Genomic DNA, 19,136 nt, shown 5'->3' with positions numbered 1-19,136 from the left:
GAAACTGATCGAATTCCCGCCCGCCTCTGTTTTTTCCAGCCGCTGTCCGACCATCACGCCGCTTCACACGCACCCTCGTTTGAAGGGTTTCGACATTATTTCTGAAATATCAGACCGCTGGTGATTACGCGAACATCGGCACGCTTTCTTTTCCATTCAGGGGGTTAGCGCCCTCAATCCGAATGGATACACCCGTACGTCAAAACCCGTGCATTGAACTCGCGTGGATCCAATCTAACGTTTGGTGATCCATGCACATATCGAGGTCACGGGTGCGTCCCGCCTCGCCAACCAGTTAACAAGTAGAACAGGTCTGACTCGCGCTCCGTATGGATCCTGGACGGCATGAACGGCACACCCACGCCCAAGGAATTGTCGCGTAGTTGTTTTTTGTGAAAGCGAAGCAAAAGGATTTTGGAAATGGAAAACGTCGTTGTCGCTGACAAAGCAACCTCTCAGATTGATGCCCATGCCTGGGGCGATCTGCAGCTCAAAAACCCCGCTGTAGTCCAAATGCCCGTATCCCCCGACAAGGTGGCTTCCGTGAGCCGCAGCGGTCAGGATCTGGTCGTCAATCTGAAGAATGGCGAGCACATCAAGGTTGCCAACTTTTTCACCCCCGGCCCTGACGGGGTCGCCAGCGACATGGTTTTCCAGGGCGAGGACGGCGCCCTCTGGCAAGCGCAGTACAACGCGCAAGCGTTCGAAGGATTCACCTTCGAAGAGATTTCCTCGATTGACGAACTGATCGCCGGCACCGGCGTGGTCAGTGGCGCCACCTCGGCCTGGGCCATTGCCGGCCTGGGCCTGCTGGGCGCCGGCGGCGCGGCGGCCGTGTCGGGTGGCGGCGGCGGTGGTGGCGGTGGCGGAAGCGGCACACCGGGCGACACCACGGCGCCCGATGCCCCGACCAGCCTGCTGGTTTCCGCCAACGGCCTGATGTTGAGCGGGCTAGGCGAGGCCGGTGCGCGGGTCACGGTACGTGATGCCTCCGGCAACATTCTGGGCAGCGGCACCGTGGGCAGCGATGGGCGTTTCGAAATCCCCCTCAATGCGCCACAAACCAACGGCCAGAACCTCAACGTCACCCTCACCGACGCCGCCGGCAATACTTCGGCGCCGGGTACGGCCACCGCAGGCGACACCACCGCACCGGATGCACCGTCCAACCTGCAGGTGGACGGGACCGGCACGCATCTCTCCGGTACCGGTGAACCGGGCGCGACCATCCAGGTGCGCGCACCCGACGGCACCCTGATCGCCAGCGGCGTGGTGGCAGGCGATGGCACGTTCAACCTCACGCTCAACCCGCCGCAAGCCAACGGCCAGACCCTGACCGTCACGGCCACCGACCCTGCTGGCAATACCTCGGCGTCCGGCACTGCTACTGCAGGCGACACCACTGCACCGGAAGCACCGGCCAACCTGCTGGTGGACGGGACCGGCACACACCTGATCGGTACCGGCGAACCCGGCGCGACCATCCAGGTGCGCGCTGCGGACGGCACTCTGCTCGGCAGCGGCGTGGTAGCAGCCGATGGCACGTTCAACCTCACCCTGAGCCCCGCGCAAGCCAACGGCCAGACCCTGACCGTGACGGCCACCGACGCAGCGGGCAATACCTCGACGCCAGGTACGGCCACCGCAGGCGATACCACCTCACCGGATGCACCGGCCAACCTGCTGGTGGACGCGACCGGCACACACCTGACCGGTACCGGCGAACCCGGCGCGACCATTCAGGTGCGCGCTGCTGACGGCACCCTGCTCGGCAGCGGCGTGGTTGCGGCCGATGGCACGTTCAACCTCACGCTCGACCCCGCGCAAGTCGACGGGCAGACCCTGAGCGTGACCGCCACCGATGCGGCAGGCAATGTCTCGGGCGCGGCACAGGCCCTTGCACCGGACATCGACAATCCCGGCACCCCTGACCAGACGCCACCCGATGCCCCGACTGACCTGGCCATCAGCAACAGCGGCACGCTGCTCACCGGCCACGGCGAAGTGGGCGCCCGGGTGACGGTGATCGATGCCAATGGCAACGTGCTGGGCACCGCTGTCGTCGGCGCCGACGGCTCGTTCCAGGTGACCCTGTCCCCTGCCCAGGTCAACGGTGAGGTGCTGCAGGTCAGCCTCACTGACGCCGCCAACAACACCTCGCCCAATGTCGCGGTCCAGGCCCATGACACCACGCCACCCGTGGCGCCCAGCGACCTGTCGATTTCCGCAGACGGCCTGGCCCTGACCGGCATCGCCCACCCCGGCGTGCGGATCCTGATTCGCAATGCTTCGGGTACCGTCATCGGCGTCGGCCGGGCCGACGTCAACGGCCACTTCAGCGTGACCCTCAGTTCGCCGCAGATCAACGGCGAGCACCTGGACGTCGTGACCACCGACGCTGCTGGCAACAGCTCTGCGCCGGTCGAGGTCACCGCACCCGATACCGTGCCACCAGGACAGGTCACCGATGTGGTGATCAGTGCCGACGGCACGCAGATCTCCGGCAAAGGCGAACCGCTGGCGACGATCACCATTACCAGCGGCGGCGTCACGGTGACCACCGTGGTGGCGGCCAACGGCACGTTCCAGACCACCCTCTCGCCAGCCGTCCATCCGGGCGATGTGGTGCAGATCACCCAGAGCGACGCCCAGGGCAACCACCTGCCGCCTGTTTCGGTCATCGCCCCTGACGCGGTCGGCCCCGCTACTCCCGGCGATCTGGCGCTCAGCCCCGATGGCACGCACCTGACCGGTACCGGCACCCCTGGCAGCCTGATCGAAGTGCGCGACGCCAACGGCACGGTCATCGCCAGCGCCACCGTGGCGGCCAACGGCACCTTCGACGTGACCTTCAATCCGCCACAGATCACCGGCGCCACGCTGGACGTGGTGGCCGTCAGCGGCGGCGAGGACTCCGTGAGCGTTCCCGTCGTCACGCCGGACGCCACCCCGCCCGCCATCGTCAGCGACCTTGCGGTCAGCAACAACGGCCTGACCCTGACAGGACGCGGAGAGCCAGGCGCCACCGTTACCGTCAAAGATGACCAGGGCAACGTGCTCGGCACCGCAGTGGTTGGCCAGACGGGCAGTTTCAGCGCCACCCTGTCGAGCGCACAGACCAACGGCCAGACCTTGAGCGTGCTGCAGACCGACGCCGCTGGCAATGCGTCACCCATCACGACGGTCAATGCCGCCGATCTGGACGGCCCGCTGCAACCGACCAATCTCAGCATCGGCAGTAACGGCACCGTGCTCAGCGGCCTGGGTGAAGCAGGCTCGCGCATCACGGTGCGCGACAGCAACGGCAATGTGCTCGGCACTGCGGTCGTCGCCGCCGACGGGCACTTCAACGTGACCTTGAGCAGCCCGCAGAACAACGGCCAGACCCTGTCCATCAGCGCTGTCGACGGCGCAGGCAACGCAGCGCCAGTCCTGCCCTACGTCACTCCCGACACCCAGGCGCCAGCGCCGCTGACCGGGCTTGCGCTGGACAGCCAGGGCCGGGTATTGACCGGTAACGGTGAAGCAGGCGCGAGCATCACAGTTCGCAGCCCGTCCGGGGCGATCATCGGCACAGGCACGGTGGGCAGCGATGGCCACTTCACCCTGACGCTGACCACCGCACAGGTGGATTCGCAAGTCCTGCAAGTGACCCAGGCCGACCCTGCGGGCAACGTTTCGCAGCCTTCGCCTGTGACCGCACCCGATCTGACAGTGCCTGACAGCGTCACCAATGTGACGATCTCCGCCAATGGCCAGGTGGTGACCGGTAATGGCCAGATCGGTGCGACCGTCACGGTGAACGATGCATCGGGCAACAGCCTGGGCACGGCGGTGGTCGGCGCCAACGGGCGTTTCGAGGTCAACCTGTCCTCGGCCCAGATCAATGGCCAGAACCTCAGCGTCACCCAGGCAGACGGCTCGCCAGGCACCTCGACACCGGTGCCGGTGATTGCGCCGGATCTGCAGGCGCCGGTCGCGCCGACCCAGTTGACCCTCAACGCAGCCGGCAACGAGCTTTCCGGCGTTGGTGAACCGGGCGCCACGGTTCATGTGTATGGGCCGAACGGTGCACTGCTTGGCACTGCCGTGGTCGATGGCACAGGCGCCTTCACGGTTTCACTTTCGGGCGTGTTCAATGACGGCCAGGTGCTGGTGGTCAACCAGACCGACGCCGCGCAGCATGTTTCGCCCAATGCCTCCCTCACCGCTCCCGACACCACCCCGCCGCCAGGCCTGACTGGCGTGGGCATCAGCAGCAACGGCGCGACCGTCACCGGCAACGGCCAGGCGGGCGATACCGTGACCGTCAAGGACGCCAGCGGCACCGTTCTGGGCACCGCCGTGGTGGCTGCCAACGGCACCTTCAGTGTGACCCTGACCCCAGCCCAACTCGACGGCCAGGTCTTGAGCGTGACCCAGACCGACGCCAGCACCCTGCCCTCGCCGGTGACCAACGTCACGGCTCCCGATGTCACCGCCCCGGCAGTGCCGAGCGGCCTGAGCGTCGATGACACCGGGACCATCGTGTCGGGTACGGCTCAAATCGGCAGCACCGTGCAGGTGTTCGACGCCAACGGTCAGTCACTGGGCACCGTTGTCGTAGGTCAAAGCGGGACATTCACCTTGACGCTGCCTACACCGCTGACCAACGGTGAAGCGCTGCAGGTGGTCGCCACCGACGGCACCAACACATCGGTGCCTGCGCCGGTCAACGCACCGGACACCACGCCTCCACCACCCGTCGGCAACCTGGCGATCAACCCGACCGGCACCAGCGTGTCCGGCACCGGCGAGGCTGGCACCACCATCACGGTCCAGACCAGCACCGGCACCATCCTGGGCACCGGCACCGTGGGCAGCAACGGCGTGTTTGTGGTGACCCTGACCACGCCTGCCGCCAATGGCAGCAGCCTGCAAGTCATCAGCACCGACGCCGCCGGCAATGACTCGACACCTTCGCCACTCACAGGCCCCGATGGCACCCAAGTGGCGACCCCGAGCAGCCTGGTCCTGAGCTCCGATGGCTTCACCCTGACCGGCGCCGGCACGCCGGGCAGCACCATCACTATCACCGGCAACGACGGCAGCCCGCTGGGGACCGGTGTGGTCAACAGCGCGGGCCGCTTCAACATCCGCATGGCCTTCGCGCAGATCAACGCGCAGACCCTGCACGTCACTGCCAGCGATGCCGATGGCCACACCTCGGTGCCAGGCACCATCGTCGCCGCCGACAACACGCCGCCCGATGCCCTGACCCAACTGACCATCAATGGCAACGGCACCGTGGTCTCCGGCAGGGGTGAGGCTGGCGCGACGGTGAGCATTACCAATGCCGCGGGCACCGTCCTCGGCACCGGCGTGGTGGCCAGCGACGGCAGCTTCAACGTGACCTTGAACGCAGCGCAGATCGATGCCCAGGCGCTGACCGCCACCCAACGCGATCCGGCAGGCAACCCTTCGCAACCGGCCACCGTGAACGCGCCGGACCTCACCGCACCGGCCGCCGCCACCGGGGTGACCATCAACAACGTCGGCACCGTGGTCAGCGGCCAGGGCGAAGCGGGCGCGACTGTGACCGTGCGTGATGCGGCCGGCAACGTGCTGGCGACCGGCACAGTCGATCAGAGCGGCAATTTCCAGGTGACCCTGCCCAGCGCCCAGAACACCGGCGCGCCGTTGCACGTCACCCTCACCGACGCTGCGGGCAACACCTCTGCGGACACCCCGCTCAATACCGTCGACAAGACCCCGCCCGCCGCTGTGCAGGTGGGTGTGATCAGCCCCGACGGCAGCACCGTCAGCGGCACCGGCGAGGCAGGCGCCACGGTCAAGGTGACCGACGCCAACGGCACTCTGCTGGGCAGCGCGGTGGTCGGCAGTGACGGCAATTTCATCGTCACCCTCAACCCGGCCCCCAACAATGGCCAGACCCTGGACATCAGCCAGACCGACCCGAGCGGCAACGTCTCGCCATCGGTCACCGTCGATGCCCCGGACATCACCCCGCCTGCCGCGCTCACCCAGGTGTCGGTCAATGCCGACGGCGCCACGGTGATCGGCCATGGTGAACCCGGTGCGACCGTCACCGTGCGCAGCGCCGATGGCACCCTGCTCGGCACGGGCCTGGTGGCGAGCAACGGCTCGTTCAGCCTGACCCTCAATCCACCGCAGCTCAACGCCCAGGTGCTGACCGTTACCCAGGAAGATCCACCCGGCAACGTGTCCACCGCCGTGACCGTGATCTCGGTTGACCACACCGCCCCCGACAGCCCACTGGGGCTGACCCTGAACCCGGCCGGCCTGCAACTGAGCGGTACCGCCGAAGCGGGCAGTACGGTGACCGTGCGCGATGCGGCGGGCAATGTGCTGGGCACCGGTACGACGGCAGCGGACGGTACATTCCAGTTGGTGCTGAATAGTCCTCAGCTCAACGGACAAAACCTCAGCGTCACCGCCACCGATGCCGCGGGCAACGTCTCGCCTGCCGCCGCGTTCCAGGCCGGTGACAGCACCCCGCCTGCCGCCGTGGCCAACCTTGCGATCAGCGCCGACGGCGTGACCCTGGCCGGCAGCGGCGAAGTCGGCGCCACGGTCGTGGTGCGCGATGCCAGCGGCAATCAGCTGGGTACGGGCACGGTCGGCAGCAACGGCAACTTCAGCCTGACCCTGACCCCGGCAGCCGGTGCGGGCACCAGTGTCACCGTCATTCAGACCGACGCCGCCGGCAACGCTTCGCCCAGCGCCACGGTCACCGCGCCAGGCTCGCTGGCCGAACCGGCACCGACGCAACTGTCACTCAGTGCCGACGGCCTGACCCTCACCGGCACCGCCCACGTCGGCAGCACGGTCACCGTGCGCAGCGCTTCAGGGACGGTCCTGGGCACGGCACTGGTGGGCAGCGACGGCACCTTTAGCGTCACCCTCGGCGCCGCGCAGCTCAATGGTGAACACCTCTCGGCCAGCGCCACCTCCAGCGACGGCATCAACTCGCTGTCCACCGCCTACACCGCGGCGGACGTCACCGCACCTTCGGCCCTGAGCAACCTGGTGCTGGCCGCCGATGGCCTGGCACTGACCGGGCGTGGCGAGGCCGGAGCCACCGTGACGGTGACCGGCGTCGGAGGCGTGACCCTGGGCACGGCGGTGGTTGCCGCCAACGGCACCTTCAGCCTCAGCCTCAACGCCGCCCAGACGGCAGGACAACAACTGCACCTGAGCCAGACTGACCCCAGCGGCAATGAATCACCCAGCGTCAACCTCATCGCACCGGACCTCGTGGCGCCTCTCGCACCAGCGGCCCTTGCGATCACCAGCGACGGCACGGTGCTGTCCGGGACCGGCGAAGCGGGTGCCACAGTCAATGTCTACAACCCGTCCGGTGCCCTGGTGGGCACCGGCAGCGTGCGCATCGACGGCAGCTTCTCGATCACCCTGACCACGCCGCAGAACAACGGCCAACTGCTGTCGGTCACCCTGACCGACGCCTCGGGCAACACCTCTCTGCCCGGCAGTCTGACCACGGTGGACACCACCGCACCACTGGCCCTGACCCAACTGGCAATCTCCAGCGACGGCCAGACCCTGACCGGCCACGGTGAGGCTGGCGCGCGGGTGACCGTGACCGACAGCAGCGGCAACGTGCTGGGCAACGTCCTGGTGGGCAGCACCGGCACCTTCACGCTGGTGTTGACCAACCCGCTGACCAACGCTCAGGTCCTGACCCTGGTCCAGACCGATGCGGCGGGCAACGTGTCGCCTGTTGCGAGCCTGGTGGCACCTGACACCACCGCACCCGATCAACTGAACAACGTCGCCATCAACGCTTCGGGGCTGCTGGTCACCGGGACCGGTGAGGCCGGCGCGACTGTCACCGTCAAGGATGCGGCGGGCAATGTGCTGGGCACCAGCGTGGTTCTGGCCAACGGCTCGTTCAGCGTCACCCTCAACGCGCCTCAGCTCAACCATCAGGTCCTGAGCGTTCAGCAGGCCGACCCACCGGGCAACATCAGCGCGCCGGTGACTGTCACCGCGCCTGACCTGACCCCGCCACAAACGGCCACCAACCTGCTGCTCAACGCCACCGGCAGCACCCTGACCGGTAACGGCGAGCCCGACGCGATTATCCGCGTGACCCTGGCCAACGGCACCGTGATCGGCACCGGCAGCGTCGGCGCCAACGGCAGCTTCCTGATCAACCTGACCCAGGCCCAGCACAACGGCGAGCAAGTGTTCGTGGTGCTGACCGATGCCGCAGGCAATGCGTCGGTCGCAGGGACCCTGATCGCGCCCGATACCACGCCGCCTGCCGCAGTCGCGCAACTGGCCGTGGACAACACCGGGCTGATCCTCACCGGTACCGGTGAAGCCGGTGCGCAACTGCTGGTGACCAATGCCGCCGGCTTCACCCTGGGCACCGGCACTGTCGGCGCCGACGGGCGCTTTACCGTCACCCTGACCCAGGCACAACTGAACGGCGAAGTGCTCAGCGTGGTGCAGCGCGATGGGGCGGGCAACCCTTCCCTGCCCGCGACGGTCACCGCCATCGACCACACGCCACCGGCGCCACCTGCGGTCACTGCCTTGACCTCGGACGGCCTGACCCTGACCGGCACCGGCGAAATCGGCGCGCTGGTGCGGGTAACCAGCGCCAGCGGCGCCGTACTGGGCACCGCCACGGTGGGCGCGGACGGCACCTTCAGCGTCTCGCTGTCGAGCCCGCAACTCAATGGCCAGGTGCTCAGCCTGACCCAGACCGACGTCGCGACCAACCGCTCGGACGTCGCCACCTACACGGTGGCCGACGTCACCGATCCACTGCCCGTGACCGGCCTGGCTGTCAGCCAGAACGGTCTGGTGCTCACCGGTAACGGCGAGGCCGGTGCACACATCACCGTGACCAGCAGCACCGGCACGCTGCTGGGTTCCGGGACCGTGAACGCCAACGGCACCTTCAGCGTCTCGCTCAGCAGCGCCCAGCTCAACGGGCAGGTGCTGACGGTGGTGCAGGTAGACACGGCGAACAACGACTCGACGCCCGTCCCGGTCACTGCACCGGACACCACGCCGCCGCTCATTCCGGCCGGTGCGGTGCTGAGCGCCGGAGGCACCATCCTTTCCGGGACCGCCGAAGCCAACAGCACCGTCACCGTCACTTCCGCCGCCGGCGTGGTGTTGGGTACCGGGCAGGCCAACGCCAGCGGCCAGTTCCAGATCACCCTGAGCTCTGCGCAGACCAACGGCCAGTTGCTCTCTGTGGTCGCCACCGACGGTGCGAACAACCACTCGCCGGTCCTGGTGGTCACGGCGCCCGACACCACCGCTCCGGCGCTGGTGACGAACCTGACCATCAACGCCGCCCATACCCAACTGGTCGGCCGGGGTGAAGCAGGCGCCACCGTGGTCGTGACCCAGGCGGGTCTGACGGTCGGTACCGGCGTCGTCGCAGCCGACGGCACCTTTACCATCAACCTGACCAGCACCATCCCATCCACCCAAGTGCTCAACGTGGTGCAGACGGACGCCAGCGACAACCATTCGCTGGGCGTGAACTTCACCGTGCCTTCACTGCTGCCACCGGATGCGCCGACGCAACTGGCGCTCTCGGGCGGTGGCCTGACACTCACCGGCGCAGCCGCAGCCGGGACCACCATCACCGTCTATGGCGCGGGGGGCGCCGTGCTTGGCACAGGCACCACCGGAGCCGGCGGCACTTTCACAGTGACGCTCTCCTCGGCGCAGGCCAACGGCCAGAGCCTGCAGGTGACCGCCACCGCAACCACGGGTGAAATCTCCCTGCCGACCGGGTTGATCGCACCGGACACCACGCCACCGGCACCGCTCACCGAGCTTGCCATCAACGCCACCGGCACCCTGGTGACCGGCCGTGGTGAAGTCGGCGCGACCGTGACCATCAATGCACCGGGCGGGGCCGTACTGGGCACCGCCGTGGTGGGCGCCAACGGCACGTTCAGCGCACTGCTGACAACGCCGCAGGCCAACGGGCAGATTCTCAGCGCCCATCAGTCGGACGTCGCGGGCAACGCATCGACGTCCCTCAACATCACGGCTCCGGACATCACCGCTCCGGTTGCGCCGACTTCGCTTGGCATCAATGCCGCAGGGCTGGTGCTCAGCGGCCTGGGCGAAGCCGGTGCCACCGTGACCGTCCGCGGCGCCAGCGGCGTGCTCGGCACTGCACTGGTGGCCGCCAACGGTACGTTCTCGGTCACCCTCAGTGCCGCGCAGCTCAACGGCCAGGCCCTGACCGTGACCCAGGCGGACGTCGCCGGAAACGTCTCCACCGGTACGGCCTTCACCGCCCCCGACACCACCCCACCCGCAGCGCTGAGCAACCTTTCGCTCAACGCCGCCGGGCTTCTGGTGGCGGGTACGGGCGAGGCCGGTGCCACGGTCAAGGTCACCAACGCGGCAGGCACGGTGCTCGGCACAGGGGTAGTCAACGCTTCAGGCACCTTCGCGATTACCCTGAACAGCGCCCAGCTCAACGGCCAGGTGCTGAACATCCAGCAGAGCGATCCTGCGGGCAACCTGTCCCCTGTCGGCCACCTCACCGCTGCGGATATCCAGGCGCCGCTGGTGCCGACGTCTCTGGCGCTGGCCGCCAACGGCCTGACCCTCACCGGTGCCGGCGAAGCCGGTGCCACGGTGAACGTATACAGCGCAACCGGAGTGCTGCTGGGGACTGGCCAGGTCGGCGTGACCGGCACCTTCAACGTGACACTCAACACCGCGCAGCTCGACGGCCAGGCCCTGACCGTGCGACTGGTGGATGCGGCCAACAACGTCTCGGCGGCAGGCACCCTGACCGCGCCGGACACCACGGCACCGGGCGCCCCGACCGGCGTGGCAGTGAATGCCACCGGCACACTGCTGACCGGTACCGGCGTTGCGGGCTCCACCGTCAGCGTGCGCACCGCCGCAGGGCTGGTACTTGGCACTGCAACGGTGGCCGCCAACGGCACCTTCTCCGTGGCATTGAACACGCCGCAGATCAACAACGAAGTGCTGAACGTGACCCAGGCCGACGCGGCCGGAAACGTGTCGACGGTGGCCAGCGCAACGGCCCCCGACCTCACGCCTCCGGTTGCCGCCACCACCCTGGTGGTCAGCGGCGATGGCCTGAGCCTGAGCGGGAACGGTGAAGCCGGTGCGACCGTCACGGTCAAATCCGCCACCGGCGTGGTGCTGGGCACCGGCACTGTCGGCGGCACCGGCGTGTTCAGCGTCACCTTGAACGCGGCGCAGATCAACGGCGAAAAACTGGTGGTCAGCCTGACCGACCTGCGGGGCAACGTCTCGGTGGGCGCCAACGTCACTGCACCGGACATCGACGCCAATGCGCCGGTGACCGCGAGCGACAACCTGGCCGTCGCGACGGTCAACATCACACCTGCGACCGTGGTGCAGAACTACACCGACTCGTTCTCCACCCTGCTCGCAGGCTTCACCAAGACCTACAGCTTCACCGTGGCCAGCGGCACCACCATCGACCCGACGCTGACACTGACCACGTCCAGCCTGCTCAACCTGCTCAACGGCATCAACTACACGCTGCAAGTGAAGAATGCCAGCGGCACCTGGGTCACCCTGGACGTCAACGGCAATGGCGGCCTGCTCGACCTCCTGGGCCTGGGCACCACCGGGCTGCAAGTGAAGATGGCCAACCTGCTCAGCGGCGATTACCGCCTGGTGGTGTCCAGCTCCGGCGTGGGCCTGGTGACCACGGTCAACACCCAGCTGGAACTGGATATTCACAGCCTGACCCAGTTCAACGGCACCGCAGGCACTCCGACTACCGGCAACGTCATCACCGACGTCGGCACCAATGGCCAGGTGGACCAGACCGGGCCGGACAACGGTGCCATGCTGCAGATCATGAAAGGCGGCAGCTACGTCGCGGCAGGCGCAGGCACCACGGTGCAAGGCCTGTACGGCACGCTGACCATCGACTCCAGCGGCCACTACAGCTACACCAGCAACGGCAGCGTAGGCAGTGTCGGCAAGGTCGATGTGTTCAGCTACCAGCTGGTGCACCCTAACGGCCTGAGCAGCACCGCCAACCTCTACGTGCGCATCGACAGCCCGCAGGCCACGGAGATCTGGAACGACAGCAGCCTGGCAAGCCCGGCACTGCTGGTGGACGCCACCGATGACATCGCCCATTCGAGCATCACCCTGGCGAACAAGGTGGATACTTCGACCACCGGCGGCAGCTTCGGCATCGTTCTGGGTGCTGGCAGTGGCTCCTACAACACCACCGTCGCCGCCAACGCCACCGGCAACCTCAACGTCGTGCTGCATGCGAGCAACCTGCTCAATCTGCTGGGCGGCCTGACGGTCGGGCTGTACAAGCTCAACACCACCAGCGGCCAGTATGAACTGGTCAAATCCTACGCAGGCAATGCGTTGCTCAGCATTGGCGGCGGCGACTATGGCATCAATTTCACCGGGCAGGCCGCCGGGAGTTACCAGGTCAGAGTCGCCGTCAGCGGCGTCAGCCTCCTGACCACCGTCACCACGACCGTCACCAACACCGCCACCTACAGCAACCAGTTCGTGGTCGGCAGCTACACGCCGGTTTCGGGCAACCTGCTGACCGACACCGCAGGCGGCGGCGTCGATGTACTGGGCTCGCCCTATACCGTGCTCAGTGTGTTGCTGGCCGGCACTTACGTCACCCCGGGCTACAACGGCACCACCCTCACCGGGACCTACGGCTCACTGCTGGTGCATGCCGACGGCAGCTACATCTACACCTTGAACGCCGGGTCGACCAGTGCGGTGGTCGGGCATCAGGACACATTCACCTATCAACTGACGCACCCTAACGGCACCACCGACACCGCCACCCTGGTCGTCACCCTGGACCAGGCCAGTGCCGTGACCGCCACCACGTTCTCGAGCCTGAGCGCGGTGGAGGATCACAGCGCGCTCGTGGCCGTCGGACCTGCCTCCAGCGCCGAGCTGATCCAGGGCACCGCCGGCAACGACACGCTGGACGGCTCCCACGGCGGCGCCGTCACCCTCAACGGTGGCGCGGGCAACGACACGCTGATCATCGCCGACCAGCACTTCGCCTCGGTCGATGGCGGCACAGGCACCGACACGCTGTTGTGGGCCGGCGGCGATGCGGCGATCAACCTGGGGGATCTGCAAAGCCGCATCCACAACATCGAGATCCTGGACCTGAACACCACCAGCGCCGTGTCGCTGACCCTGAACCTGTCCGACGTGCTGGCGATCACTTCATCGGACAACAACACGCTGGTCATCAAGGGGGACAGCAAGGACAGCGTGCACATGACCGACACCTGGACTGCCGATACCGGAACCCACCAAATCGATGGAATCGGCTATACCCAATACACCCCAACGGAGGATCCGAACCACCATTTGTGGGTACAGAACGGCATACACGTGGTGTGACGCAAGGCAGCCAGCAAACCGACAGTAAGGGAATCATGTGAAGTCTGTTCGCCGCAGGAAATGGTCGATGGTCGTGCTGACCATCGGCCTGTGTCAGGGAAACATCATCGGGGCGTGGGGCGAGGACTACATCGATCCGGCTCTGCGCAGCATCAGCCCTTCCCGGCTGCAGAGCCAGCCGGAGAAGGACCGCAGGAAACAGCCGGGCAACCCCGGCAAGACGCCCGCCTATCCACAGATTCCGGGCAGCGACGCCAGTGTGCCCGGGTCCGGAACAGGGGAAACCCTGGGCCTGCAGCAGGCCGTGCGACTGGCCGTGGACTGGCACCCCAGCATCGCCGAAGCCGTCGGCACGCTGTACCAGCAAGCCGAGGGCATCAACGTCGCCGAGGCCGGTTACTACCCGCAGATTTCCGGCGGAATCAAGGGAGGTTACAGCAGTGGTTACGGCAGCGACGCCGGCAGCCAGTCGGTGAGCATTTCCCTCAAGCAGATGCTGTACGACTTCGGCAAGGTCGACAACGCCGTGCAGGCAGCGCGGGCCAAGGCAGCGCGCAGCCAGGCGAGCATCCTGCTGGCCATCGACCAGGTGGGACGCGACACCGCGTTCGCCTACATCGAGGTGCAGCGCTACCAGCACCTGCTGGAGATCGCCCGCGAGCAGATCCACGGCGTCGGCGAAATCGTCGAGCTGGCCAAGCAGCGCAGTGACATGGGCGCCAGTACCCGCTCGGACGTGGTGCAGGCGCAATCCCGGGTCGATGGCGCGATTGCCACCCTGCAGGAATACAAATCGCAGTACGCGCGCTGGGAGATGACCCTGGCCAACCTGCTGGGCCGCCAGACCACCCCACAGGTCAACGACGGCTTCGACCCTTCGCTGAACCAGTCCTGCAATGCCCCGATCATCACCGATGCACTGCCTGCGGTGCTGCAGGCAGTTGCACAGCGTACCCAGGCCCAGGCCGAACTGGCGCAGTCCAAGGCCGAGGCCTATCCGACACTGTCTCTTGAGCCTTCGCTCAATCAGTACCTGGACAACAATTACGACAACCAGAACCCGGCCGTGGACCGCACCCAGGCGGCGATCTTTCTCAACCTGGAAGTGCCGATCTACCAGGGCGGCGCCATCAGCGCCCGCAGCCGCGCGGCAGGCTACGCGCTGACCGCTGCCGACTCGGCCGAAGACGCGGCCAAGCTTCAGGCCCGCCAGGGCTTGAGCGAATCCCAGGCGCAGACCTCCGGCCTCACCCGCCGGCTCAACTCCCTGGAATCACGCCAGAACAGCATCACCGAGGCCCGCGAGCTGTACGGCAAGCAGTACCTGGATCTGGGCACCCGGCCCCTGCTCGACCTGCTCAACGCCGAGCAGGAAATCCACCAGTCGCGTTTCGACCTGGCCAACACCCAGGCCGACCTGCGCCGCCTGCAAATCGATTGCCTGTACAACAGCGGCGGCCTGCGCCGGGCATTCGCCATTGATCACAGCAGCATTCAGCACGTGGAGATCCTGCCATGACCGATGCCATCGTCATTCCCAGCGACAGCAGCGCAGACGGCAGCCGGCAGAACTTCGGGCCCTGGCTGGACGCCGTGCTCAAGGTCGCGCGGCACTACCGGCTGGACGTCTCCCCGGAAAGCATTCGCCTGGCCTCCCTGCAAAACGAAGGGCGGGTCGAGGAAGTGGTTCGGCACATGGCGCGCCAGGCCGGCCTGAGCGTCAAGTTCGCAAGCTACGACCGCAAGAGCTTAAGCCGCTGGCGCACGCCGCTGGTGGTGCAACTGCGCGATGGGCAGGTCGGGGTGATCGAAAGTGTCAGCGAGCAAGGCGAACTGGGCATCGCCTTCAGCGGCGACCAGGGCCTGCAGAGCCGCATGGACCCCGCGACCCTGGCCGAACAGGCGCTGCGCACGGTGATCCTGCGCCCCACCCAGCCACTCAGCGACGTGCGCACCAACGACTACATCAAGCCCTACGACGAACACTGGTTCCGCCGCATCGTGCTCAGTGACCTGCGCCCCTATTCCCAGGTCATGCTCGCCTCGCTGGTGGCCAACCTGCTGGGCATGGCCGGGGTGCTGTTTTCCATGCAGGTCTATGACCGGGTGATTCCGGCCGAATCGATGCCGACCCTGTATGTGCTGTTCGGCGGTGTCATGCTGGCGCTGGTGTTCGACCTGGTGATGCGTCTGATGCGCCTGCGCATCACCGACGTGCTGGGCAAGCGCGCCGACCTGCGCGTCTCGGACCTGGTGTTCGGCCACGCCCTGCGCCTGCGCAATTCGGCGCGGCCCAAGTCCACCGGCTCCTTCATCTCGCAGTTGCGCGAGCTTGAACAGATCCGCGACCTGATCACCTCCAGCACCGCCACGGCGCTGGCCGACATGCCGTTCTTCTTGCTGTTTCTGCTGGTGTTCTACCTGATCGGCGGGCCGCTGGTGCTGATCCCCTTGATCGCACTGGTGGCGATGATCCTGCCGGGCATTCTGGCCCAGCGAAAGCTGGCCAGGCTTGCCAACGAATCGATGCGTGAAGCCGCGCTGCGCAACGCGATGCTGGTGGAAAGCGTGCAAGGCATGGACGACATCAAGGCATTGCAGGCCGAGCAGCGCTTCCAGCAACAATGGAACCACTACAACGCAGCCTCCGCCGAGAGCAGCCTGCGCCTGCGCAACCTGACCAACAGCCTGGTGGCCTGGACCCAGAGCGTACAAGGCGGGGTGTTCGCCGTGGTCATCGTGTGTGGCGCGCCGATGGTGATCTCCGGCGACCTGACCACCGGCAGCCTGGTGGCGGCCTCGATCCTGTCATCGCGGATGATGGGCCCCATGGCCCAGGTCACCCACGTGCTCACCCGCTGGCAGCAGGCCAAGGTCGCCCTCGAAGGGCTCAACCGCATCATGCAGATGCCGGTGGATCACCCCGAAGGCAGCCAGCGCGTGCACCTGCCGGCCATTCGTGGCGATTACCAGTTGCGTCAGGCCGGTTTTCGCTACAGCGAAGAATCGCCGATGGCCTTGAGCGGCATCGACCTGAAGATCCGTCCCGGCGAGCGCATCGCCATTCTCGGACGCAACGGCGCGGGCAAATCCACCCTGCTCCACGCCCTGGCCGGTGGCATGGACCTGAGCAGCGGCGAGACCACCCTGGACGGCATCGCCCTCGGCCACCTGGACCCCGCCGACCTGCGCCGCGATGTCGGCCTGATGTCGCAGCAGGCCCGGCTGTTCCACGGCACCCTGCGGGACAACATCACCCTGGGCGCGGGCCAGGCCAGCGATCAGGAAATCATCGCCGCGCTGGCCGTGACCGGCGCCCTGGATTTCGTGCGCCAGTTGCCCAAGGGCATGGACCACCTGGTCCTGGAAGGCGGCCTCGGGCTGTCCGGCGGGCAGCGTCAGAGCCTGTTGCTGTCACGCCTGTTGATACGCCAGCCCCAGGTGTTGCTGCTGGACGAACCCACCGCCTCGCTGGATGACATCACCGAACGTTTCCTGCTGGAAAAACTCGCCACCTGGTGCCAGGGCCGGACCCTGATCGTCGCCACCCACCGGGTCAGCGTGCTGCAACTGGTGGAACGCATCATCGTGCTGGACAACGGACGCATCGTCATCGATGACCATCGCGACGCCGCCCTCGCAAGGCTGCGTACACCGCAAGGAGCACCGGCATGAAGGCATTGACGGCTGACAACACCCCACGCCTGCCCGATCAGGTTTCGTATCTGGATGGCAGCGACGAGCGCAAGGTCAGCGGCGGCGTCAGGGTGATCTGGGGCTGCGCGCTGATGCTGGCGTGCTTCTTCATCTGGGCGGCACTGTTCGAGGTGGTCGAGGTGTCCACCGGCACCGGCAAGGTGGTACCCAGCTCCCGGGAGCAAGTGATCCAGTCCATGGAGGGCGGGATCGTCAAGCAGATGAACGTCACCGAAGGCGCCTTGGTGGAACGCGGCCAGGTGCTGGCGCAACTGGATGCGGTGAAGACCGAGTCCAACGTCGGCGAGAGTGAAGCCAAGTACAAGGCGGCACTGGCCAGCGTCAATCGCCTGCAGGCGGAGGTGAGCGACCAGCCGCTGAAATTCGACGCCTCGCTCAACGACTCGCCCAACCTGATCCGCGCCGAAAGCGAACTCTACAAGGCCCGCCGCAAAGGTCTGGAAGACACCCTGACCGGCATTCAAAGCTCGCTGAAACTGGTGCGCAGCGAGCTGGAAATCACCGAGAACCTGGCCAAGATCGGCGCATCCAGCAAGGTCGAGGTGCTGCGCCTGAACCGCCAGCGCTCGGAACTGGAACTCAAGGCCACCGAGGCCAAGTCCGATTACATGGTGCGTGCCCGCGAGGACCTGGCCAAGGCCAACGCCGAAGCGCAGATGCTGGTGGCGGTGATCCGCGGGCGCAACGACTCGCTGTCGCGCCTGACCCTGCGCTCGCCGGTGCGCGGGATCGTCAAGGACATCGAAGTGACGACCATTGGCGGCGTGGTCCCACCCAACGGCCAGTTGATGCAGATCGTGCCACTGGATGAACAGCTGCTGATCGAGACGCGAATCTCGCCTCGGGACATCGCTTTCATCCATCCCGATCAACAGGCAAAGGTGAAGATCACCGCCTACGACTACTCGATCTACGGCAGCCTGGACGGCAAGGTGGTGACCATCTCCCCGGACACCATCCAGGACGAGGTCAAGCCAGAGGTCTTCTACTATCGGGTGTTCATCCGTACCGACTCGGATGTGCTGCGCAACAAGGCCGGGAAGACCTTTGCCATCGTTCCCGGCATGATTGCGACGGTGGATATCCGCACCGGCGAGAAGACGGTGCTGGATTACCTGATAAAACCGCTCAACCGCGCCCGCGAAGCCTTGCGCGAACGTTGATCAGCGGCTGGCGACGTGGGTCGTCTGACCGGCCGGGTTCGACTGGGCCAAATAGCGGCTCCACTCGCGGCTGATCTCCACGTACGGCAGGAAGATACTCACCCGTGGCTGGCTGGCCAGGTCCGGCCGCTTGATAGCCTGAAGGTCGCTGGACGTCAGGAACGCCACGGTGATGCCGACCACCTTGCCGTCGGCCGAGAACACCGGCCCGCCAGACATGCCCTTGGCGACCGGGCCGTCGTGGGTGCCATACATGACGCTGCCTTCGTTGGTGTCCAGGCGCACCAGCGCGGGAAGCGCATGGCCACTGCCCTTGACCGGCACATACAGCGAATTGAACCCCACCGCCGTCAGCGCTTCACCGGGCTTGTACGCCCGCCAAAGCGGAACGCCATCGGCCTTGTGCTTGAAAAACTGCACATCGCTGCGGCCTTGATAGACCGACCCCGGAATGTAGGGAATGTGCTTGACGGTGACAGCATAGTCCTCGTTCCATTGCACGGCCGTACCCATGAGCATGTAGGGTAGCGGCGCGCCCGAATGGACGACGAAAGCCTGGTTGTACACGGGATCCTGATTGAAAGCGGTGGGCATTCCATTGCATCCGCCAAGCAGCACTGAGGCCGCTACCAATGACGAGATGGCACGCATGTTTGGCACACGAGGTTGGTTGATGAGGGCGCAAATATGTCATTGAGCCATCATCCTATCAATAGCCTCACGCTACCGCTTGTCTGCTATCGATGCACTGAGCTTATTGGATCCAACTCTTTCGTTGTGCGTTGAGTGAATTTCTTTTTAATTCTG

Annotated in this window: 5 protein-coding genes; 4 read left to right on the top strand and 1 reads right to left on the bottom strand. The window is 66.3% G+C overall.

What is annotated here, in order from left to right:
* Positions 1 to 420: 420 nt before the first annotated feature.
* The 4 genes from ACIPO9_RS23260 to ACIPO9_RS23245 all read left to right on the top strand — a co-directional run bounded on the left by ACIPO9_RS23260 (position 421) and on the right by ACIPO9_RS23245 (position 18,329).
* The gene (locus tag ACIPO9_RS23260) at positions 421 to 13,449 is read left to right on the top strand and encodes a BapA/Bap/LapF family large adhesin (protein ID WP_400783769.1); all 13,029 of its coding nucleotides are present in this window, start codon (positions 421 to 423) and stop codon (positions 13,447 to 13,449) included.
* Between the two features lie 67 nt (positions 13,450 to 13,516).
* The gene (locus ACIPO9_RS23255) at positions 13,517 to 14,968 is read left to right on the top strand and encodes a TolC family outer membrane protein (protein WP_400783767.1); all 1,452 of its coding nucleotides are present in this window, start codon (positions 13,517 to 13,519) and stop codon (positions 14,966 to 14,968) included.
* Entirely contained in the window at positions 14,965 to 17,124 is a 2,160-nt protein-coding gene (locus ACIPO9_RS23250) for a type I secretion system permease/ATPase (protein WP_274129956.1), read from the top strand. The genes ACIPO9_RS23255 and ACIPO9_RS23250 overlap by 4 nt, the downstream gene beginning before the upstream one ends.
* On the top strand, positions 17,121 to 18,329 hold the full coding sequence (locus ACIPO9_RS23245) for an HlyD family efflux transporter periplasmic adaptor subunit (protein ID WP_274129957.1): 1,209 nt from the start codon (positions 17,121 to 17,123) through the stop codon (positions 18,327 to 18,329). The genes ACIPO9_RS23250 and ACIPO9_RS23245 overlap by 4 nt, the downstream gene beginning before the upstream one ends.
* On the opposite strand, the gene ACIPO9_RS23240 is transcribed toward ACIPO9_RS23245, so the two are convergent.
* Positions 18,330 to 18,923 carry a trypsin-like peptidase domain-containing protein gene (locus ACIPO9_RS23240; protein WP_274129958.1) on the bottom strand — a complete coding sequence of 198 codons (594 nt, stop codon included), beginning with the start codon at positions 18,921 to 18,923 and terminating at the stop codon, positions 18,330 to 18,332. It lies immediately after the preceding gene.
* Positions 18,924 to 19,136 lie beyond the last annotated feature (213 nt).

This window comes from Pseudomonas sp. NPDC090203 (assembly GCF_044746765.1).
In the GTDB taxonomy this organism is placed as follows: Bacteria; Pseudomonadota; Gammaproteobacteria; order Pseudomonadales; family Pseudomonadaceae; genus Aquipseudomonas; species Aquipseudomonas putida_AD.
The sequence above is the reverse complement of the archived record's forward strand: the minus strand, read 5'-3'. Positions and strand labels throughout refer to the sequence as shown.